Below are 22,522 nucleotides of genomic sequence, written 5' to 3'. Positions count from 1 at the left end.
GGGCCGAAAAGCCCGTCCGCTTCCGGACGAGAGGAATGGGCAGCGTGGGTGAGAACCGCATCACGAAGGTGGTGATCGTCGGTGGCGGCACCGCGGGCTGGATGGCCGCCGCGGCGCTGTCGCGCACGATGGACAATCTGTCGATCCGGCTGGTCGAAAGCGACGAAATCGGCACCATCGGCGTTGGCGAAGCGACCATCCCGGCGATCCGCCTGTTCAATGCGCTGATCGGCATCGACGAGGATGAATTCGTCCGCGAAACGCGCGGGACGTTCAAGCTCGGCATCGAGTTTCGCGACTGGGGCCGGCTCGGCGATACCTATATGCACGCTTTCGGGCAGGTCGGGCGCAGCCTCGGCATGCTCCAGTTCCCGCAATATTGGCTACGCGGCCGGGCCGAGGGCATCGCGGGGCGGCTCGGCGACTATTCGCTGAACGAAAGTGCCGCGCGCGCGAACCGCTTCGCGCGGCTGCCGCAAATCGCGAACACGGGCCTCGACGGCATCGCCCATGCCTTTCATTTCGATGCCGCGCTCTATGCCGCCTATCTGCGCAAAATCGCCGAACATGCAGGCGTCGTGCGGATCGAGGGCAAGATCGAAAGCGTGCGGCGCAATGGCGCGAGCGGCCATGTCGAAGCCGTCGTCCTCGAAAATGGCACGGCGATCGAAGGCGAACTCTTCATCGACTGCTCGGGCTTTCGCGCGCTGCTGATCGGGGAGGCGCTCGAAACGGGCTTTGAAGACTGGACGCACTGGCTCCCGTGCGACCGCGCGATCGCGGTGCCGAGCGAAAATGCCGGCCCGGCGCGCCCTTATACGCAGGCGATCGCGCACCAGAGCGGCTGGCAATGGCGCATCCCGCTCCAGCACCGGACGGGCAACGGCCATGTCTTTTGCAGCGACTTCATCGGCGAGGATGAAGCGACGGCGACCCTGCTCGCGAACGTCGAAGGGCGCCCGCTCGCCGAACCGCGGACGCTGCGCTTCCGTACCGGGATGCGGCGGCGCGCGTGGAACGCCAATGTCGTCGCGCTCGGCCTCGCCTCGGGCTTCCTCGAACCGCTCGAATCGACGAGCATCCACCTGATCCAGAACGGCATCGCCAAGCTGCTCGCGCATTTTCCGAACCGCGATTTCGATGCCGCCAATATCGACGCCTATAACCGCCGCGTTCGCTTCGATTATGAACGCATCCGCGACTTCATCATCCTCCATTATCACGCCAACCAGCGCACCGACTCGCCCTTCTGGATCCGCTGCCGCGAGATGGGCATCCCCGAAACGCTCGCGCACAAGATCGAGCTGTTCCGCAGTCAGGGCCAGATCGTGCGCGAAGCCGACGAACTGTTCGTCGAAATCGGCTGGTTCCAGGTGCTGACCGGGCAGAATATCGAGCCCAAGACCCATCATCCGATGGCCGACCAGCTCACGCGCGATGAACTCGCGGGCTTTTTCGCCGACATCGAAACGATCGTCGCGCGCACCGCGTCGCATTTGCCTACCCACGAAGATTTCATCGCGCAGCATTGCGCGGCAGGAGTGCCCGCATGAGCCTGTTCGCATCCTTGATCGCGCTGAGCATGGCGGGCGCCGCGCCCGCCGCCGATTACCGGCAGCGCCCGCCCGAGGACGAGATCGTCTATTTCCTGCTGCCCGACCGGTTCGAGAATGGCGATGCCGGCAACGACAAGGGCGGGCTGGAGGGCGATCGGCTCGCGACGGGTTATGACCCCGCATCGAAGGGCTTTTTCCACGGCGGCGACCTGAAAGGCGTGATCCGGCGGCTCGACTATATCCAGTCGCTCGGCGCGACCGCGGTCTGGCTGTCGCCGGTGTTCAAGAACAAGGTGGTGCAGGGCCCGAAGGGACAGGAGAGCGCGGGTTATCACGGCTATTGGGTGACCGATTTCACCCGGGTCGATCCGCACCTCGGCACCAACGCGGATTTCAAGGCGCTGGTCGATGCCGCGCACGCGAAGGGCATGAAGGTCTATATGGACATTCTCATCAACCATACCGCCGACGTGATCGAGATGGCCGAATGCAAGGGCTATGACTGCCCCTATCGCAGCCGCGCCGATTATCCCTATGCGCGCCGCGCCGCCGACGGGGCGTCGGTCAACGACGGCTTCGCCGGCGACGATGTTCAGACCACGGAGAATTTCGCCCGCCTGACCGACCCGAATTTCGCCTATATGGTCAAGGTCGCGCCGCACGAGAAGGACATCAAGGTCCCGGCGTGGCTCAACGAGCCGATCTATTATCACAACCGCGGCAATTCGACCTTCACCGGCGAAAGCTCGACGATGGGCGATTTCGTCGGGCTCGACGATCTGATGACCGAAAATCCCCGCGTCGTTCAGGGCTTCGTCGACATTTATGGCGACTGGATCGACCGCTATAAGGTTGACGGCTTCCGTATCGACACCGCCAAGCATGTGAACCCAGAATTCTGGCGCGCCTTCGCCCCCGCGATGCTCGATCGCGCGGCGAAGAATGGCATCCCGAACTTCCACATCTTCGGCGAATATGCGACCGGCGATATGGACCCGACTATCACCGCGCAGGGCACGCGGGTCGCGGGGCTGCCGTCGAGCCTCGATTTCCCCTTCTTCGCCGCGGTTCGCGACGTCGCCGGCGGGACCAAAGCGCCCGACTGGCTGGAAAAGCTGTTCTCGGCCGATCCGCTCTATGGCGACGACCGGACGGCGCTCCGGCTTCCGACTTTCACCGGCAACCATGATTTCGGCCGCTTCGCCCACTTCGCGCGCAAGGCCTTTCCCGCGGCGAGCGATCAGGAAATCCTGCGCCGCACCGAGCTTGCGCACGCGATGCTGCTCACGCTGCGCGGCGTGCCGGTGCTCTATTCGGGCGACGAGCAGGGCTTCACCGGCGACGGCGGCGACCAGGATGCGCGCGAGGACATGTTCCCCTCAAAGGTCGCGGTCTATAACGACAATGAGCTGATCGGCACCGATGCGACGACGGCCCGGAGCAATTTCGACCCCGACCATCCGCTCTACCGCGCCTTCGCGCGGCTCGCGAAGCTGCGGCAGGATCATGTCGCGCTTCGGCGCGGAGAGCAACGCATCCGCACCTATGCCGAAAAGCCGGGGCTGTTCGCCGTGTCGCGCATCGACGCGGCGTCGGGGCAGGAAATCCTGCTCGCGTTCAACACGTCGAACGCGCCGCTCAGCGCCAATGTCGCCGTCGATCCCCTGAAGAATAACTACACGGCGCTTTACGGCGACTGCCCGGCGAGGTCCGCCGCGCCGGGACAGCTCGCCATCAAACTGCCGCCGCTCGGATATATGATCTGCAAAGCCCAATGAACGAACTCTCTCCCCTGCCGTCGTCCGTCCGCCAATCGCCGCATGTCTGGTGGAAGGGCGCGGCGATCTATCAGGTCTATCCGCGCAGCTTCGCCGATTCGAACGGCGACGGCATCGGCGATCTTGCCGGCATCACCGCACGGCTCGATTATATCGCCTCCCTGGGCGTCGACGCGATCTGGCTGTCGCCCTTCTACCCCTCGCCGATGGACGATTTCGGCTATGACATTGCCGACTATTGCGACGTCGATCCGATCTTCGGCACGCTCGACGATTTCGACGCGCTGGTGGCGCGCGCGCATGCGCTGGGGCTGAAAGTCACGACCGACCTCGTCTTCGCGCACACCTCCGACCGTCACGCCTGGTTCGCGGCGAGCCGCGCGAACAAATATAATGATCAGGCCGACTGGTACGTCTGGGCCGATGCCAAGCCCGACGGCTCGCCGCCGACCAACTGGCAGTCGGTGTTCGGCGGTCCCGCCTGGACGTGGGACGCGCGGCGCGGCCAATATTATCTGCACAATTTCCTGGGGTCGCAGCCGCAGCTCAACGTCCACAACCCGGAGGTGCAGGACGCGCTGCTCGGCGCGGTGCGCTTCTGGCTCGACAGGGGCGTCGATGGTTTCCGCATCGATGCGATCAATTTTTCGATGCACGATCCCGAACTTCGCGACAATCCGCCGGCGCTGCCGTCGAACAAGCCGCGTACCCGGCCGTTCGATTTCCAGCAGAAAATCTACAACCAGTCGCACCCCGACATCCCGCTGTTCCTCGAACGCATCCGCGCGCTGACCGATCAATATCCCGGCCGCTTCACCGTCGCCGAAGTCGGCGGCGACGACGCGGTGCGCGAGATGAAGCTGTTCACCGCGGGCGACCGCCGGCTGAGCAGCGCCTATGGCTTCGATTTCCTCTATGCGGACCGCCTGACGCCGCAGCTGGTGCGCGAGGCGGCCGAACAATGGCCTGACGCGCCGGGCATGGGCTGGCCGAGCTGGGCGTTTGAAAATCACGACGCGCCGCGCGCTTTATCGCGCTGGACGCCCGAGGGCGTCGATCCGGCGGCTTATGCGCGCATGAAGATGGCGCTGCTCTGCGCGCTGCGCGGCAATATCATCATCTATAATGGCGAGGAACTCGGGCTCGACCAGGTCGAGATTCCGTTCGAACTCGTCAAGGATCCCGAGGCGCTCAAGAACTGGCCGCTGACGCTGTCGCGCGACGGTGCGCGGACGCCGCTGCCCTGGGCGGCGGGCGAAAATCACGCGGGGTTTTCGAGCGTCGATCCGTGGCTGCCGGTCGGCGCCGCGCATGGCGATCTCGCGGTCGACCGGCAGCACGACGACCCCGCTTCGCTGCTCAACCTCACCCGCCATCTCGTCGCGCTGCGCGCGGCGCACCCGGCGCTGCGGCTCGGCGCCAACGCGCACTGGATCGCCGAGGGCGACCTCCTCGGTTTCGATCGCGTCGCGGGCGGCGAGCATGTCCGCTGCCTCTTCAATCTCGGCGGCGCGGCGATCGACATCGCGTCCCATGGCGCCGGCGCCGAACCGATCGTCGCATTGAACGGCGCCGATCCGGCGCACTTGCCGCCGTGCGGCGCCCTCTGGCTGAAACTCGAAGGAAAAAATGATGCGTAGCCTGTTCGCCGTTCTCCCGCTGCTCGCCGCCGCGACCGTTCCCGCTGCGGCGCAGGAAACGCGGCCGCAGCAGACCGCCGCATCGCCCGACGGCAGCATCGTGCTCACCGTGTCGACCGACAATGATCAGCGCCCGACCTGGTCGCTGACGCGCAAGGGCAAGCTGCTGATCGCGCCGTCGAAGCTCGGCTTCCTGCTGACCGACGGCATCGCGCTCCAGCGCGGTTTCGCGATCGAGAGCGCCGAGCGTGCCAGCGCCGACACGCGCTGGGAACAGCCTTGGGGCGAACGCCGCTTCGTGCGCGACCGCCACAATGAATTGCTCGTCCGCTTCCGCCAGAATGAAAGCTGGGGCGGTCATGCGATGAACGTTCGCTTCCGCCTGTTCGACGACGGCATCGGCTTCCGCTATGAACTCCCCGAGCAGGCGGGGCTCCAGACCGCGAAGATCGCCGACGAAATCACCGAATTCGACATCGTGCCAAAGGGCACCGCCTGGTGGATCACCGGCGGCGAATGGAACCGCTACGAGCAGCTCTATCAGCAAACGCCGATCGACGCGGTCGCGACCGCGCACACGCCGATCACGATGCGCCTCGACGACGGCACCCACCTCGCGTTCCACGAAGCCGCGCTCGTCGATTATGCGGGCATGTGGTTCAAACGCATCGAGGGACAGAAGTTCCGCGCCACCCTGTCGCCGTCGTCGCAGGGGCCGCGCGTCATCCGCGACCTGCCGTTCGCGACGCCGTGGCGGACGATCCGCATCGCGGGCGATGCGGCGGGGCTGGTCGAAAGCGATCTCGAACTCAACCTCAACGAGCCGAACAAGCTCGGCGACGTCAGCTGGTTCAAGCCGATGAAATATATCGGCATCTGGTGGGGCATGATCCGCGGCGACTGGAGCTGGGCCGAAGGCCCCAAACACGGCGCGACGACCGAGCGGACAAAGCAATATATCGATTTCGCGGCGAAGCACGGCTTCGGCGGCGTGCTCGTCGAGGGCTGGAACAAGGGCTGGAACGGCAATTGGTTCGGCCATGGCGACGAATTCAGCTTCACGCAGCCGACCCCCGATTTCGACCTGAAGGCGGTGACGGACTATGGGCGGAAAAAGGGCGTCCAGCTGATCGGCCATCACGAAACCGGCGGCAATATCGCGGTCTACGAAGCGCAGCTCGACGACGCGATGAAGCTCTATGGCCGGCTCGGCGTCGGGACGGTCAAGACCGGCTATGTCGCCGACGCGGGCGGGATCATCGCGCCGGGCGGCACGCCGGGGGCGACCGCGATGGAATGGCACGACGGCCAGCGGCAGGTGCGGCATCATCTGAAGGTGGTCGAGACCGCCGCCAAATATCATGTCGCGGTCAACCCGCACGAACCGGTGAAGGACACGGGGCTTCGCCGCACCTGGCCCAACTGGGTCGCGCGTGAAGGCGCGCGCGGCATGGAATATAATGCCTGGGGCGCCTTCGCCAACGGCCCCGATCATGTGCCGACGCTCGTCTATACGCGGATGCTGTCGGGCCCGATGGATTATACGCCCGGCGTGCTCAGCCTGGAGGGCGCGAACGGGGCGCCGCTCGCCTCGACGCTCGCGAAGCAACTCGGCCTCTATCTCGCCCTCTATTCGCCGATCCAGATGGCGGCGGACTTTATCGAGAATTTGGAAGCGCATCCGCGCGAACTCGAATTCATCAAGATGGTCCCCGCCGACTGGTCCGAAAGCAGGCTGATCGCGGGCGAAGTCGGCGACTATGCGATTTTCGCGCGCAAGGACCGGAACAGCGCCGACTGGTATGTCGGCGGGGTCAACGACGCGACCGCGCGCACGCTGACGCTGAGCTTCGATTTCCTCGACCCCGGCAAGACCTATACCGCGACGATCTGGAAGGATGGCGAAGGCGCCACCTATCTGACCGACGCGCGGCACCGCATCGCCTATGACACGATCAAGGTGAAGAAGGGTGACACCTACAAGCTTTGGCTCGCGCCGGGCGGCGGAGCCGCGATGCGCGTCGCGCGGGGAAAGTAGGCCGAAAGTCTCTGGAAAGCGGTCATTTTATTGTCGTCATCCCGGCGAAGGCCGGGATCTCGCCCTCTCGCCCTGACGCACCGGCGAGATCCCGGCCTTCGCCGGGATGACGATTCAATTAGGAATGATCACGCTCTAACGACGCGGCGGCGCGCGATAGACAGCCTGGTCGAGCTCGCCCTCCCACCGCGCCACCGTCGTAGCGACGACCAGATTCGCGCTCGCGCTCGGCACGGTGCGCGTCATGTCGAGCAACCGGTCGAAGGGGAGCACGAAGCCGACGATCAGCGCGGTCTGTTCGGGCGGAACGCCGACCGCCGAAAGCACCGCGGCGAGCATGAAGAGCGACGCCGACGGAACGGGTGCGGTGCCGAACGCCGCGAGCGCGCCGGTGAGCAAAATGATCGCGAGCGTTCCGGCATCGATCGGCACGCCGAACGCCTGCAGACTGAATATGCTGAGCAGCCCGACATACATGGCGGTGCCGTCCTTGCCGATGCTGGCGCCGAGCGGCAGCACAGTCGAATAGACGCTCGACGATATGCCGAGGTTCCTGCCCGCGACGGTCATCGCGACGGGCAGGGTCGCCGATGACGAGGCGGTCGAGAAAGCGACGACGAGCGCGTCGACGATGCCGCGAAAAAAGGTGAAGACGGGCAGGCGTGCGAGCAGCCGCAGGATGAGGCTGTGGACGAGGATGATCTGGATCGCCGACCCCAGGACGACGGCGAGCGCCAGCCAGCCGATGTTGACGAAGACCGCCGCGCCGTTGGCGGCGACGGCGTTGGCGATCAGCGCGAACACGCCGATCGGGGTCGCCTCCATCACCAGCCCGACGATCTTCAGCAGCACCGCCGACAGCGACTGCAACAGGCCGGCGAAGGGCTTGCCCGCCTCGCCGGTGAGGACGGTGCCGACGCCGACGAGGATCGCGACGAAGATCAGCGCGAGCATGTCGCCCTTCGCCAAGGCGTCGACGATGTTGAGCGGGACGATGCCGACGAGCTGGTCATAGAGCGGCACCGGGTCGCCGAGCGCCTTGGGCGCGGCGGTGCCGACGGGGGCGGCGACGCCGGGCTCGACGATCAGCGCGACGGCCATGCCGATCGATACTGCGATCGCGGTCGTCAGCGCGAACAGCCCGACCGTGCGCCCGCCCAGCGGGCCGAGGCGCTTGGGGTCGGCAAGCGAGGTGATCCCCGCGGCGATGGTGACGAGCACGATCGGCGCGACGAGCATCCGGATCGCGCGCACGAACAGATCGCCGAAGACCGCGACCTTGGGCGCCGCCTCCGGCCAGACGAGCGCGAGCAGCAGTCCGAGAACCAGCCCGCCGAGCACGCGCTTCCACAGCGGGATAGCGAACCAGCGGCGCATCATCGCCCGGCCGCCCGTCGGACGCGATGGGGTGGAAGATATGTCATGGCCCGCGAGCCTAGTCGGACGTGCGGCCCGGACCGCATAGCGAATGTGCGTCTATCCATAACCCGTCGCTATATCCCGTCGATGACGTCCGCCACGACTTTCAGAAAGTCCGTCGTCAGCGCGGTGGGTGGGCGATTGTGATAATACATCGCGTAAAGATCGAAGGTCAGCGGCGGCGTCAGCGGACGGATCGCGAGGCCCGGCGCCAGCGCGGCCTGCGCGGTGAAGCTGTCGACGACGGTCAACCCGACTCCCGCGCGAACGAGCGCGGTCGCGATATAGAATGTGCGCGCCGACATCGCATGGTCGAATTCCAGCCCGAGCCGGCGCTGCTCCTCGACGAATATCTCGCCGATCGGCCCGCTCGCCGCGACGCTGATAAAGCGATGTTCGCGCAGGTCGCCGAGCGCGAGGCGCGGCGGCGCTTCGGGCATGTCGGCTTCGCGATAGAGGACGACCAACTCGCCCTCACCGAGCCAGCGGCTGCCGATCGGGGCGTTCTGCGGCACCTCGACCGCGATCGCGACGTCGGTTTCGCGCTCGTGGAGCTTGCGGACCAGATCGTCGTGGTGGACCGTCTGCAGGTCGAAATTGACATGGGGATGGCTGGTGAGGAAGCGCGCGACGGCTTCGGGGAGGACGCCGAGCGCCAGCGACGGGAGCGCCGAGATGCGCAGCTTCATGCCCGCACCGCGTCGCAGGTTGCGCGCGCCTTCTCGCAGCGCGTGGACGCGGTCCTGAATCTCGCTGACCTCGGCGAACAGCGCGTGCGCGTCGTCGGTCGCGACGAGGCGCCCGGCCGAGCGTTCGAACAGCGGAAAGCCGAGGATCGATTCGGCGTGGCGCAGCGTCTTCGACACCGACGGCTGCGAAATATTGAGTGCGCGCGCGGCGGCGCTGACCGATCCGTTGGTATAGACCGCGTGGAATATCTCGATATGGCGCAGGTTCATCCCCGCCATGGTTAGCGGTGCCCCGCCTCGCGGCAAGATATTTTGCGTTGCGGCAAGGCGGGGGCTCCCGGCGTCAGCGCGGCCGGAGCAGCACGCGGCCGTGGCGATCGGTGGTGGGTTTCCCCTTCGCGAGCGCGGCCTTTCCATTGACGAAGACATAATCCACGCCGACCGAATAGGCGTGCGGCCGTTCATAGGTCGCGAGGTCGCGGATGGTCTCGGGATCGAAGACGATCACGTCGGCAAACGCGCCTTCGCGCAGCAGGCCGCGGTCGGGGACGCCGAGGATTTTCGCGGGCAGCCCGGTCGCGGCGTGGATCGCCTGCGCCATCGGGATCACCGGCTTGTCGAGCACATAGCGGCGCAGCTTGCGCGGGAAGGCGCCATAAGCGCGCGGATGCTCGGACGTCTTGCCGAAAGGCGGCAGCCCGCCGTCGGTCGAGGTCATCGTCCACGGCTGGCGCATGAAGGCCTCGACATCGGCGTCGCTCATGTTGAACGAGATCGTCGGCGCGCCGCCCGCGATCAGCATCTCGATCGCGGCGTCGAGCGGGTCCATGCCCTTGATCCGGCCAACCTCGTCGAGCCTTTTGCCTTCGAGCGAGGGATCGGGCGCGAAGCTGCGGATCATCAGCGCATGCGCCCCGGCGCGGCGTTCGAGGTTCGGCACCATCCCGGCGCGGATCTTCGCGCGCATCGCGGGATCCTGCAGCCGCTTCGCCAGCGCCGCCGCGCCGCCCTCCTGCGCCCAGCCGGGGACGAGCGAGGTCATCAGGCTCGATCCCGAGGCCGTATAGGGATATTGGTCGGCCCAGATTTCGAGCCCCTCGGCGCGCGCCTTTTCGATCGTGGCGATGACGTCGGCCGACTTGCCCCACACCTGCGGTCCCAGCACCTTGATATGGGTGACGACGCCCGGAATCTTCGCCTCGCGCGCGACGGTGATCACTTCGTCGACCGCGGCGACGACGCCGATGTCGTAATTGCCCTCGTCGCGGACATGGCTGATGTAGAAGGCGCCGGGAAAGCGCGCCGCCGCCTTCGCGAGTTCGACGATTTCGGCGGTGTTCGAATATTTGCCGGGAATGTAGAAAGGGCCGCCCGACAGGCCATAGGCGCCCGCCGCCATCGCCGCGGTGACGAGCCCTTCCATCTTCGCCTGCTCGTCGGCGGTCGCGAGCCGCGCGACATCGCCCATCACCGCGCGGCGCACGGCGTTGTGGCCGATCAGCGGGATGACGTTGACCCCGGGGATATGGGTCTTGAGGTCGACGATCTGCTGGCCGAGTTCGGCCGGCCCGCCGCCATCGGGATTGATCGCCAGCGTCGTGATCCCCTGATGCAGCATCGGCAGCGCGGCGGCGAGTTCCTTCGTCTGGATGTTCGGCGCCGCGTGCGAATGGGGGTCGATGAAGCCCGGCGCGACGATCCGGCCGGCGGCGTCGATCAGCGTCGTCGCCGTCGCGCTATCGGGGATCGACCCGACCGCCGCGATGCGGTCGCCGGTGATCGCGACGTCGGCGGTGCGCGCGGGTCCGCCGCTGCCGTCGTAGAGCGTGCCGCCGCGGATCAGCACGTCATAATGCTGGGCGAGGGCGGGCGCGGTGGTGGCGAGCAATGCTCCGATTGCGAGCGTAAGGCGTTTCATCGATCGTCCTTTCCTTACAGCTTGAAGCGAATTCCGACGCGATAGGTCCGGCCGAGCAGGTCATAGAGCGACTGGTTGGTCGCCGGCGTCGCATAGGCGCTGCCCGCCGGCCCCGGCGCGACGATCGCCGGATCCTTGTTCAGCAAATTGTTCACCGCGAGATAAAGTTCGAGCTCCTTGCCCGCCATTTCGACGTCGAAGGTCAGCGAGGTATCGAGATAGAAGGCGCCCGCGATATGATTGTCGTTGATCGTCGGGTTGGTGACGGTCGACGCCGGACAGCCCGAGGCGCATTCGACGAAGCTGGTGTCATAGACGCCGCTCGAAATGCCGCGCCCCGTCAGGTTGAAGTTGAAGCCGTCGGTCGCCCAATTGGCCTGGACGCGATACAGCCACTTGGGCGTTCCGCCGGGTGCATTCTGTCCCACCGTGTCGGTCGCATCATCGATGCCATTGTCGAAATAATTCTTGATGTAGCGCGTCGCCATCGCGCGCAGCGTCAGGTCGCCGCTGCCGATCGGCATCCGATACGACCCCTCGAAATCGATCCCCGTCGCGCGCTGGACCGCGAAGTTGAACGGGGTTTCGAAGACCTGCAGATCGTTGTCGAAATCATTGGGTCCGCGCACGACCGCCGCGCAAAAGGCCTGCACGCCTTGGGCGCAGCGATCGACGATCTTTTGCGCCGGGACGGTGCCGATCGCATTCTTGATCTTGATGTCATAATAGTCGGCCGACAGCGCGAAGCCGGGGATGAAGCGCGGCCGCAGCACGACGCCGACGCCCCATTGGTCGGCCTTTTCGGGGTCGAGCAGCGGATTGCCGCGCGTTGTTCCGGCGAACTGCACCGAGGCATTGTTCTGCGTCGGGTCGAGCAACACGTTGATGCGCGTCGAGCCGGCGGTGAACAATTCGCCCAGATTGGGCGCGCGAATGTCGCGCGATCGCGTCGCGCGGAAGCGGATGTCGGGAACCGGTTCCCAGGTCAGCCCCGCCTTCCACGTCGTGACATAGCCCGAGGTCGAATAGTCGGTGGCGCGCACCGCGCCGTTGAGGTCGAGCCCATCGAACACCGGCACCGCGAGCTCGAGATAGGCCTCGCTGACATTGTAGGAGCCGAAGCTGGGCAGGAAATTGCCGACGAACCAGCCGGTCTGGAATTCTTCGGCCACGTCGCCCGACACTTTCTCGCGCCGGTGCTCGCCGCCGATCGCCACCGATACCGGGCCGGCGGGCAGCTCGAAGGCGTCGAACGACAGGTTGGCGGCGAACACATCCTGCTGGAATTTCTGGTTGCGGAACGGGTTGCCGAGCACATAGTCCAGCCCCTCCTGGCTCGCGGTGCCGATGCCGATGCGGTTGAAGGGCACGCAGCCATTGTCGGGGCTGGTGAGCGACGAGCGGCAGACGATCGTGCCCTCGGCCACGCCGAGTGAATTGCCGGCAGGGGCGAACACCGCGTCCTGCGCGAGCGCGAGGCGCGCATTGTTGCTGATGTCGCGCGCCATTTCGCGCGTGCGGCTGATCCCCTTCTGATAATAGACGTCCCAGCGCGCGCTCGATCCGAAAAGGTCGAACTCGCCGTTGGCGCCGACGACGTAGCGTTGCAGTTCGCGCCGCGTATCATTCTTGCGGACCGGCAGATTGGCGTTGGTGGTGCCCAGCTTGAACTCGTCGATACCCCGCAGCGCCAGCTCGTCGCGCACCGATTGCGGCAGGAAGGCATTGTCCGATTGGATCGTGACATTCCCCTGGTTGAGCTGGATGCCGAGGTTCCCGCGATTCTTCGACTTGGCATAGGAGGCCTGGACGAAGAGGTTGAGCCCGTCGGAGACTTCGAAGCTGAGGCGCCCGAACAGGCTCTTGCGGTTTTCAGCGGGGTCGAGCGACTGGAAACTGTTCACCTGCGTCGATTCCCAGTCGCCGCCGATCATCCACGGGTTGCGCACGGTGCCATAATCGAACTGGCCGACCGCGCCGTCGCGCCCGAAAACGGTGCCGCGCAGCGCCGTATCGGTGATGATCCCGCCGGGGGTCGCGAGGCTGAGCCCCGCGCCCGACACGACGAGCCGTTCAGGCGCGCCGTTGCCCGCCACATACGCGGGGTTGCGGATCATGTACCAGCCCTGCTGGTTCCAGTCGCGCGGCACGCTGTGCAGCCCGTCCTTGATCGCGATCTCGCCGTTGAGCAGCAAATGCCCGCGCCCGCCCGCGAAGGCGGTGCCCGCGGTCAGCGTCGCGCGATAATTGGGCGCGTCGCCATAGGTGGTGATGCCATATTCGGCCGATCCCTTGATCCCCGTATAATCCTTGTCGAGGATGAAGTTGACGACGCCCGACACGGCGTCGGAGCCATAAGCCGCCGATGCGCCGCCGGTGACGATCTCGACGCTCTTGATCAGGCCTTGCGGAAAAGTGTTCACGTCGACCAGCCCGGTCATCGTCGATCCGACCGAACGCTGGCCGTCGAGCAGCACGAGCGTGCGCGCGGTGCCGAGCGCGCGCAGGTTGAGCGCGTTGACCCCGGCGGTGCCCGCGCTGATGTTGAGGTTCGAGCTGGCCGGCGTGACGCTGCCGACGAGCGAGGGGATGTCGTTGACATAGTCGGCGATGTTCGCCGGCGCGGAGCTTTCGATATCCTCGGCATTGAGCACGGTGAGCGGGGTCGGGGCGCGGAAACCGTCGCGCTGGATGCGGCTGCCGGTGACGGTGATCGCCGCGTCGGAATAAGTTTCGGCGGCGGGTGCGGGCGGCGCGGCGGATGCGTCGGCCGCGTCCTGCGCCAGCGCGGGTGCGCTCCAAAGCAGCGCGGTGGCGAGCGCCGTGGTCGATACGATCGGCATTGATCTGGTCATCTGTCTTCCCCTTTTTTATCTGTTTGTTTCGCGTGAAGGACGCCTCCGTTCCGCCGGCGCGGCCGGCGCATTTCCCTGAATTATGTGCAGCTGCCCGCCGCCGGTGTGCGCGGCAGCGGCGTCCCGCCCGCGGCGCCCGTCGGCTCGCCATTCTCGAGCGCGAGCACCCCGTTGACGAGCACGAAGCGCATCCCGGTCGAAAAGAGCGCGGGATGCGCATAGTCGGCGCGCGGCGCGAAGGTCGCGGGATCGAAGGCGATGACGTCGGCGAAGGCGCCGGCCTTGAGCTCGCCGCGTCCCTCCAGCCCGAACAGCCGCGCGGGGACCGCCGTGCTCTGCGCGATGAAGCTGCGAAGGTCGAGCACCCGCTTGTCCTTCACATAGGTCGCATATTTGCGCGCGTAGGAGGCGTAGTAGCGCGGGTGGCCGCGCGAGGCGTCCGAACTGGTGACGACCCACGGACGCGTCATAAAGGCGGCGATGTCGGGCTCGGTCTGGTTGAACGAGGCGACCCCGGCCTCGCGCTGGCGGAGTATCGCGATCGCGGCATCGACCGGATCGACGCTGCGCTCCTTGGCGACGTCTTCGAGCGTCTTGTTCTCGGTTCCGCCCGGACCCGAGGTGATCAGCAGCGATGCGGGGCCGCCGCGGCGGCGCAGATTTTCGGCGATCTCGGGCCGCATCCGCGCCATCGCCGCGCTATCGTCGAAACGCTTCAGCATCGCCGCGCGCCCACCGTCCTGCGCCCAGCGCGGGAGCAGCGCGGCCGACAGGCCGGTGCCCGATGCCGACCAGGGATATTGGTCGGCGTGGACGATCTGTCCGGCCTTTTGCGCCTTTTCGATCTGCGCGATCACGGCTTGAGCCTGACCGTGGACATCGACGCCGAGCGCCTTGATATGCGCGATATGCACGGGAATGTTCGCGTCGCGGCCGATCGACAGGGCTTCGTCGACGGCGGCGGTCAGGCCGATCGTATAGCTCGATTCGTCGCGCAAATGGCTGTCGTAGATGCCGCCCTTCGCCGCCGCGGCCTTGGCGAGCGCGACCACTTCGCCCCGCTTGGCGAAGCTTTGCGGGGCATAGAAGAGCCCGGTCGAAAGGCCGAGCGCGCCGTCGCACATCGCCTTGTCGACCAGGCCGGTCATCTCGCCGAGTTCGGCGGGCGTCGGCGCGCGGTCGGCGGCGCCGACGACTTTCGCACGCACCGCGCCGAGGCCCACATAAGCGGCGAAATTGATCCCGAAGTCGCGCGTCGACTGACCCAGCCCCGCTTCGCCTTCGCCGCCCGCGCCAGCCTTTGCGGTGCCGAAGATACGGGCGATATCGGGATCGCCGCCGCCATCGACGCCGATGAAGGCGGTGGTGACGCCCTGCGTCAAAAAGGGGAGGACAAGCCGCGCGGCGGGATCGGAGGAGGCAAGCGCCTCGCCCACATGGGTATGGGGATCGATGAAGCCGGGCGCGACGATCAGCCCGGTGGCGTCGATCGTCCGCGCCGCGGTCCCCGGGGCTTTCGGGCCGACATAGGTGATGCGGTCGCCGCGGATCGCGACGTCGCCGCGAAAGGGCGCGGCCTCGCCGCTATAGATGGTGCCGCCGCGCAGGATCAGGTCGGCGCCGCCATCGGGCTGCGCGGTCCCCGGCGATGCCATGACAACACTCGCGGCGAAAAGCGCGACGATCGCGCTGCTTGTCCTCAAAGAACGGATCATGTGCGACTCCCCTTTTTTTTCTTACATAGCTAAGGACTTTATACCGTTCCCCAAAAGCCTCGTGCGGGCGGCGTCAAGACACCCGTGCCGTGCTCGACGCCGCCCGGCCGATCGTTCGCCAGCCACAAGGGGCCGTCGAGATCGACGAAGGCCGATCGCGCCGCGATTATCAGCGCGGGCGCGATCGACAGGGACGAGGAAATCATGCTGCCGGTCATCACCCCGAGCCCGGCGGCGGCGGCGGCATCGGCGAGCGCGAGCGCGCCGGTCAGCCCGCCCGTCTTGTCGAGCTTGATGTTGACGACCTGATATTTCTCCGCGAGCGCGCCGACGTCGCCCGCGACATGCGCCGATTCATCGGCGGCGATCGGCACGAGCGGGGCGAAGCCCGCGAGCGCGTCGTCGTCGTCCGCCGGCAGCGGCTGTTCGAGAAGGTCGATCCGCAGTTCGGCGAGCAGGGGCTGGAGCCGCTCGACCTCGGCGAAGGTCCAGCTTTCATTGGGGTCGACGATGACGCGCGGGGCGGGCGCCGCATTGCGCACGGTGCGGATCTGCGTTTCGGGATCGCTGCGGTCGACCTTGATCTTGATCAGCGGGACGCGAGCGAGCGCGCGGGCGGCGGCGCCCATCGCGGCCGGATCGTCGAGGCCGACGGTGATCGCGGTCGGGGTGGCGCCAAGCGGCGGGCGGCCGAGGCGGTCGGTGACACTCTGTCCCGATGTTTTCGCTTCGAGATCCCACAGCGCGCAATCGACCGCGTTGCGCGCGGCGCCCGCGGGCATGATTTCGGCCAGATCTTCGCGCGTCGCACCCGCCGCGATCGCGCCGCGCGCCGCTTCGATCGCCGCCAGCGCGCCCGCGATCGATTCGCCATAGCGCGGATAGGGCACGCCTTCGCCGCGCCCGGTGAGGCCGTCGTGCCCGATTTCGACCGTCACCACATCCGCGACGGTCTTGACCCCGCGCGAGATGCGGAACGGCCGGGCTAGAGGGAAAGCGTCGCTTTGCGCGGCGAGGGTTCGAAGCATTTGACGATCCAGTCGATGATGGGGTCGACGCCCATGGAAAAGGGGTCGGTGCAGGGCAGGCCGAGCGCGTCGGCGGTTTCGGCGCACAGCCGTTCGGCCTCGGCGGCGGACAGCTTGGACGTGTTGAGCGCGACGCCGACGGCGCGGACGTCGGGGTTGGTGAGCCGCGCGACCTGGAGGTTCGCGTCGAGCGTCTCGCGAAGACCCGGCATCGGATAATGCGGCAGCCCGCGCATGTGCGGGCGCACGGGGTCGTGGCACAGTAACAGCGCGTCGGGCTGCGCGCCGTGGAGGAGGCCCGTCGAAACCCCGGCGAAGGAGGGGTGGAAGAGCGAGCCCTGACCCTCGATCAGGTCCCAGCCATCATCGTCGCGCGGCGGCGACAGCTGTTCGATCGCGCCCGAGATGAAATCGGCGATCACCGCGTCGAGCGGCACGCCGCTGCCCGCGATCAGGATGCCGGTCTGGCCCGTCGCGCGGAAATCGGCCTTCATGCCGCGCGCGTGCATCGCGCGTTCGAGGCAGAGGGTCGCGTACATCTTGCCGACCGAACAATCGGTGCCGACGGCGAGCAGCCGCTTGCCGGCGCGCGGCTTGCCGTTGCCGATCGGAATGTCGGGGCGCGGATCGCGCACGTCGTGGAGCGTGCGGCCGTGGCGCCCGGCCGTTTCGACCAGTGCCGGCTCGTCGCGCAGCCGGTTGTGGAGGCCCGAGGCGACGTCGAGCCCGGCCTCGATCGCCGCGACGGCGTCGCGAACCAGATCGTCGCCCATCTTGCCGCCCGCATTGGCGATGCCGAGCACGAGCGTCCGGGCGCCCGCGGCGACCGCTTCGGCAAAGCCCATGCGCGGGAGGCCCAGCGTCAGCTCGCAATCGTCGTGGCGAAATTCGCCGACGCAATCGTCGGGCCGGAAAACCGCGAGGCCGCGCGAAGTCTTGATGCCGACTTCGTCGTTCACATGGCCAAGATAGAGGAGGTAGGGGCTGGCGATCATGAAAGGCCTCTCAGGTGGGGACAGGGGCATCATGCTCGAAGCCCCCGGCGCGCGCGTCTTCAAAGGCGAGGCAGGCCCATAACTATAAGCTATATCTCCGGACCATGGTCGCCAGCCCGACCGGCGAGGGATCGCGTCGGCTTTCGAGCGGGCCAGCGCACCCGACAGTGACTAACATACTTCTGCGACAATTATTGTAGGATAAATAGGTCAATTCAATCGTCGACAGGGGAATATGTATGAACATCGTGAAGTCCGTCCTGCGCGCCACCGCCACGACCGCAACCGCGCTGGCCCTGCTCGCCGGCCCATGCGCGCTTCCCGCGACCGCGCAGACCCCGGCCCGGCCCGCCGCCTTGGCGGCCGCCCAGCAGGCAAAGCGCCCCAATGTGATCGTCATCCTCGTCGACGACATGGGGTTTTCGGACATCGGCCCTTATGGCAGCGAGATCCCGACGCCGAATCTCGACGCGCTGGCCGCGAACGGCCTCCGCTTCACGCAATTCTACAATTCAGCGCGCTGCAGCCCGTCGCGTGCGTCGCTGCTGACGGGGCTCTATCCGCACGAGGCGGGGATGGGCGGCCTCGACAGCATCGTGCGTCCCGGTCTCGGCGGCTTTCAGGGACGGCTCGCCGACCGCGCGGTCACGATCGCCGAGGTGCTGAAGCCCGCAGGTTATTTCACCGGCATGGCGGGCAAATGGCATGTCGGCGCACAGCATGGCACGCCGCCGAAAGCGGTGGGATTCGACCGGTCGATGTTCCAGAAAGGCGGAACCTATTTCCCCGATCAGCCGGGCAAGGGGCGGACCTTCGTTACGATCGACGGCCGGCAGGCGCGGCTCGATTCGCCCGAAGTGGGGAAGGGCGAATGGTATGCGTCGGACATGCTCGTCGACTGGACCGTGCGTTTCGTCGACGAGGCGAAGGTGGCGGGCAAACCCTTCTTCCTCTATCTGCCGTTCACCGCGGTCCACTTTCCGGTGATGGCGCCCGCCGACGAGATCGCGAAATTCAAAGGCAAATATATGGCGGGCTGGGATCAGCTGCGCCGCGACCGGTTCGAGCGCCAGAAGAAGACGGGCTTGATCGCGGCTGACGCGACGCTGCCCGATGTGCTGCCGGAAGCCTATGACTGGGATAAGCTGCCCGCCGCCGACAAGGAGCGGTTCGACACGATCATGGCGGTCTATGCCGCCGCCATCTCGCGCATGGACAAGGCGATCGGAACGCTCGTCGCCGATTTGAAGGCGCGCGGTGAGTTCGACAATACGCTCATTCTCTTCATGTCGGACAATGGCGGCAACGCCGAAAGCGGCCCTGACGGCCGCACCGGCGCGGCGCCGTGGGGCGGCAAATATTCGAACATCTTCGTCGGGCTCAACTGGGCGACGCTCCAGAACACGCCGTTCCGCTATTTCAAACATTATGCCGAGGAAGGCGGCATCGCGACGCCGCTGATCGCCTCGTGGCCCGCCGGGATCGACGCGAAGGTCCGCGGCACGATGGTGCGCGAGCCCGGCCATCTGGTCGATGTCATGCCGACGCTGGCCGAACTCGCCGGCGCCAAATATCCCGCGCGCTTCGACGGGCACGACATCCGTCCGATGTCGGGGCGCAGCTTCGCCGGCGCATTCGATGGCAAGCCGCTGACGCGCAGCGTGCCGATATTCTGGGAGCATGAGGGCAACAAGGCGGTGCGCGACGGCAAGTGGAAGCTGGTCGCGCAGTTCGGCGCCCCCTGGCAGCTTTACGACATGAGCACCGACCGGACCGAGACCCGCGATCTTGCCGCCGCGCACCCCGACATCGCCGCGCGTATGACGCAGCAATGGAACGACTGGGCCGCGAAGAGCTTCGTCGATCCGTGGCCGAACAAGGTCGACGGCGGCGTGATCAAGGGCCGGCTGGAGGGCGGCAAGGCGCCGGGCAAGGGCAAGCACGGCAAGGGCAAACGCAAGCGTGCCGCGCAGGCCGCGGCCGGCGCATGATGCAGCCGGGGCGCGCCTCGCCCCAAAAAGAAAGCCCGCAATCGCCGGATGGCGATTGCGGGCCGATGTTCCCTTGGAGGATGGGATCAGAAACGAAAACGGACGCCGACGCGGTAGATCGTCTCGAGGAAACGCGTCTGCCACGGATAGGTGTTGCCCTCGGCGTCATATTGCCGGTGGTTGGTCGCCGCCGCGCCGAGCAAGTTCGTTGCGCTGAACGCGATGGTGACATTCTTCGTCGGATCGAGCGTGGCGTTGAAGTCGAGGCTGCCGCGGCCGTCTTCGACCACGGGAAGCGTCGGGCCAAGCACCCCTGCGCCGAGCGACGGGTCGTTCACGCGGTTATAGACGACCACGAAATCCGACCGGTAATTATACGAAAGCCGCGCCGAGAAGGACTGGTTCTCGTAAAAGACCGATGCGTTCGCAATATGGTTCGACACCCCCGCGATCCGCTGCTGGCCCGGCAGACTTTCGGCCAGCGCCTCGGGCAATTCGGTTCCATGATCGATATAGGTGTAGTTTGCGAGGACGCCGAAATTCTGCAGCCATTCGGGCAGTTGCGGGAAGCGGAGGAAGGTGCGGAACGCCGCCTCGATGCCGCGCAGCCGGCCTTTGCCGCCGTTGAACGGCCGCGTGACGCGCAGGCGGCCGAATTCGGCGTCCTCCACATCGGTCGTGAAGTCGGAGATGAAGCCGGTCACGTCGCGCTGGAAAAGACCGAGCGTGAGCGAGCCGCCGCGCGAGAAATACCATTCGAGCGACGCGTCGTAGTTTTGCGACTTGATCGGCTCGAGATCGGCGTTGCCGCCGTTCGAGGTGCGGACGCAATTGGGATTGTCCGGCCCTGCCTCCGGATCGTCCGGGCTGGGCGTGCAGATCGTGGCCGGGGCGCCGATCGTGAGCGAGGGATTCAGATCTCCGAAACCGGGCCGCGTCCGTGTCTCCGTGAAGGCGAGGCGAAGCTGCAGCTTGGGCGTCAGGCGCAGGCGCGCGCTGACGTTGGGCAGGAAATCGGTATAGGATTTGCTGCGCGATACCGGCCGCAAGATCGTCTCACCACCCTCGGTCACCCGGTCGAACCCGTTGATCTCGGTCTCGGTGCGCACGGCGCGAAGGCCGACGAGGCCATCGACCGTCATGCTGCCGAGGTCGAAGGCATAGCGGCCCTGGACATAGCCCGCATATCCCTTTTCATTCCCGAAAAAGACCCGATCGAACGGCGGGACTTCGGTGCGGTCGCCCGTAAGATCGCGCAGGAAGTCCAGATTCCCCATGATGCTGTCGGCCGTCGGGGTCAGGAAGACGCGCGTGATCGGCACCTTGTCGCCGCGGAAACCCGGGGCGACGGTGTGATAGTCGAGCGGCAGCAGCGAATAGAATTGACCGGCGGGCGCGTTGCCCCTTTCCGAATAGTTGGCGAAGTCGAAATCGCGGCTGTTGAAGCGGACACCCGCCTGGACGTTGGTGATGCCCGTCGGACCCATCCGGTAGTCGAGGTCGAGTCGCCCCTGCCAGTCGCGGCCGTGACTCTGCTCGCCATTTTCGCCGAGCGCCACCATGCGATAGCGCGCGGGATCGTTGACGGGGAAATTGGACACGACGACCCCGCCGCCGCCGGCGCCGATGTCGGTGTCGAAATCATAGGTACGCGTCGGCTGCGGCACGACGAGCGAATAGTTGAACTGCGTCGTTTCGCGGGTGTAGGTCGAATCGGTGAAGGCGACGTCGCCGGTGATCTTCAGGCCGTCGCGCTTCCAGATGAAGCCGGTGCCCGCCTGATAGGTGTCGGTCTTGCCAGTGACGACATTCTGGTTGCCCGTCGGAACGCCGCCGGCGCTTGCGGTCATGCTCTTGACCTTGTTGGTGCCGGGGAACAGCTCGATGTCGGTCAGGTTGGCCTGGACGCCCGAGTTGATCTGAAGGTTGCTGCCGTACCCGCTGCTCCGATAGCCCTGGAACAGGAAGTCGGCATAGAGTTCGAGTTCGTTGCTCGGGCGCCATTGCAGCGCGGTTGCCACCGACGGCCGGTAGCGGTCGGCGGTATTGTAGTTGATGTTCACGAACGAAGGGTAACGGATCGTGCCGAGGCCCGCGACGTTGCGGCTGAGAATCGCCTGCGCGACGTTGCGCGAGGAATCGAGGAATTTGAGGTCGGTATAGGACCCCTCGATCAGGAAGCCGATGTCGCCGATACCCGTTTCCCACCGCTTGCTGAGCAGAAGGTTCGCGTCGACGCCCAGTTTCTGCGACTGTTTCCAGTGTACGCCGCTGACGCCGCCGGCGATGCGGTCGCCCTTGAAGTCGAGCGGCTTGCGCGCGCGCACGTCGATCAGACCCGCAACGCCGGGTTCGAGCAGATTGGCGCTGCCCGATTTATAGACGTCGATGCGCGCGATGCTGCTCGATGGAAAATCCTGAAGCGCGACCGCGCGGCCCTGGCCAGTGAAGAGTTCGCGCCCGTTATAGGTGGTGGCGATGTTGGGCAGGCCGCGAACACGGGTGCCGGCGGCGGTGCCGTTGGCATAATCGACCTGAACGCCGGTGATGCGGGCGAGCGACTCGGTCGCGGTCACGTCGGGCAGCTTGCCGATATCCTCGGCTACGATCGAATCGACGATCTGGTCGGAGTCTTGCTTGATCGCCTGCGACGTCGCGAGGCTGCGCTGGATCGCGGTTACGACGATCGCGTCGTCCGCCGTCGGGTCCTCGGGCGCCGACTCGACGGTGACCTGTCCATCTTGGTCCTGCGCCAGTGCGGCCGACGGCATGGCGACAAGCGCCAAGGCCGACGTGGTGCACGCCAGGATTATTCGGTTTCGCATTAAACTCTCCCCCTTGGTTGTTGGTTATATATATAATTAATATGATAAAATAAAGTGTGCGCGTTTCTAGCCTCG

13 protein-coding genes are annotated in these 22,522 nt (G+C 66.2%); 5 read left to right on the top strand and 8 right to left on the bottom strand.

Annotated features, from left to right (window positions below; genetic code table 11):
- Nucleotides 1–35: 35 nt before the first annotated feature.
- Genes GGR90_RS02340 through GGR90_RS02325 form a run of 4 tightly spaced genes read left to right on the top strand, consistent with a single transcriptional unit; the run spans nucleotide 36 to nucleotide 7,012 of the window.
- The gene (locus tag GGR90_RS02340; RefSeq protein WP_167919104.1) at nucleotides 36–1,553 is read left to right on the top strand and encodes a tryptophan halogenase family protein; all 1,518 of its coding nucleotides are present in this window, start codon (nucleotides 36–38) and stop codon (nucleotides 1,551–1,553) included.
- Nucleotides 1,550–3,334 (top strand): alpha-amylase family glycosyl hydrolase, encoded by a 1,785-nt coding sequence (locus GGR90_RS02335; RefSeq protein ID WP_167919102.1) that lies wholly within the window; start codon nucleotides 1,550–1,552, stop codon nucleotides 3,332–3,334. The genes GGR90_RS02340 and GGR90_RS02335 overlap by 4 nt, the downstream gene beginning before the upstream one ends.
- Entirely contained in the window at nucleotides 3,331–4,974 is a 1,644-nt protein-coding gene (locus GGR90_RS02330; RefSeq protein ID WP_167919100.1) for an alpha-amylase family glycosyl hydrolase, read from the top strand. The genes GGR90_RS02335 and GGR90_RS02330 overlap by 4 nt, the downstream gene beginning before the upstream one ends.
- Nucleotides 4,967–7,012, top strand: a complete 2,046-nt coding sequence (locus tag GGR90_RS02325) for a glycoside hydrolase family 97 protein (protein WP_381448603.1) — start codon at nucleotides 4,967–4,969, stop codon at nucleotides 7,010–7,012. The genes GGR90_RS02330 and GGR90_RS02325 overlap by 8 nt, the downstream gene beginning before the upstream one ends.
- Nucleotides 7,013–7,147: 135 nt before the next feature.
- Here the strand turns inward: GGR90_RS02325 and GGR90_RS02320 are convergent, their stop codons facing one another.
- The 7 genes from GGR90_RS02320 to dgcN all read right to left on the bottom strand — a co-directional run bounded on the left by GGR90_RS02320 (nucleotide 7,148) and on the right by dgcN (nucleotide 17,631).
- The gene (locus GGR90_RS02320) at nucleotides 7,148–8,392 is read right to left on the bottom strand and encodes a dicarboxylate/amino acid:cation symporter (protein ID WP_167919096.1); all 1,245 of its coding nucleotides are present in this window, start codon (nucleotides 8,390–8,392) and stop codon (nucleotides 7,148–7,150) included.
- Nucleotides 8,393–8,505: 113 nt separating this feature from the next.
- A complete protein-coding gene (locus tag GGR90_RS02315; RefSeq protein WP_167919094.1) occupies nucleotides 8,506–9,390 on the bottom strand; it encodes a LysR family transcriptional regulator in 885 nt (294 codons plus the stop codon).
- A gap of 73 nt (nucleotides 9,391–9,463) precedes the next feature.
- The gene (locus tag GGR90_RS02310; protein WP_167919092.1) at nucleotides 9,464–11,038 is read right to left on the bottom strand and encodes an N-acyl-D-amino-acid deacylase family protein; all 1,575 of its coding nucleotides are present in this window, start codon (nucleotides 11,036–11,038) and stop codon (nucleotides 9,464–9,466) included.
- Between the two features lie 14 nt (nucleotides 11,039–11,052).
- Nucleotides 11,053–13,893, bottom strand: coding sequence for a TonB-dependent receptor domain-containing protein (locus GGR90_RS02305; protein WP_245198370.1), 2,841 nt, complete (start codon nucleotides 13,891–13,893; stop codon nucleotides 11,053–11,055).
- A gap of 80 nt (nucleotides 13,894–13,973) precedes the next feature.
- Nucleotides 13,974–15,608, bottom strand: a complete 1,635-nt coding sequence (locus tag GGR90_RS02300; RefSeq protein ID WP_167919090.1) for an N-acyl-D-amino-acid deacylase family protein — start codon at nucleotides 15,606–15,608, stop codon at nucleotides 13,974–13,976.
- A 38-nt stretch (nucleotides 15,609–15,646) separates the two neighbouring features.
- Nucleotides 15,647–16,636: an N-acetyl-D-Glu racemase DgcA gene (gene dgcA / locus GGR90_RS02295; RefSeq protein ID WP_167919088.1), complete on the bottom strand. Its 990-nt coding sequence runs from the start codon at nucleotides 16,634–16,636 to the stop codon at nucleotides 15,647–15,649.
- On the bottom strand, nucleotides 16,594–17,631 hold the full coding sequence (dgcN, locus tag GGR90_RS02290; RefSeq protein WP_167919086.1) for an N-acetyltransferase DgcN: 1,038 nt from the start codon (nucleotides 17,629–17,631) through the stop codon (nucleotides 16,594–16,596). The genes dgcA and dgcN overlap by 43 nt, the downstream gene beginning before the upstream one ends.
- Before the next feature lie 239 nt (nucleotides 17,632–17,870).
- Between dgcN and GGR90_RS02285 the strand changes: the two genes are divergently transcribed.
- Nucleotides 17,871–19,622 carry an arylsulfatase gene (locus tag GGR90_RS02285; RefSeq protein ID WP_167919084.1) on the top strand — a complete coding sequence of 584 codons (1,752 nt, stop codon included), beginning with the start codon at nucleotides 17,871–17,873 and terminating at the stop codon, nucleotides 19,620–19,622.
- Nucleotides 19,623–19,708: 86 nt separating this feature from the next.
- Here the strand turns inward: GGR90_RS02285 and GGR90_RS02280 are convergent, their stop codons facing one another.
- On the bottom strand, nucleotides 19,709–22,447 hold the full coding sequence (locus GGR90_RS02280; RefSeq protein WP_167919082.1) for a TonB-dependent receptor: 2,739 nt from the start codon (nucleotides 22,445–22,447) through the stop codon (nucleotides 19,709–19,711).
- Between the last annotated feature and the right edge of the window lie 75 nt (nucleotides 22,448–22,522).

Origin of the sequence: Sphingopyxis italica (assembly GCF_011926545.1) — a bacterium.
Lineage (GTDB): Bacteria > Pseudomonadota > Alphaproteobacteria > Sphingomonadales > Sphingomonadaceae > Sphingopyxis > Sphingopyxis italica.
The sequence above is the reverse complement of the archived record's forward strand: the minus strand, read 5'-3'. Positions and strand labels throughout refer to the sequence as shown.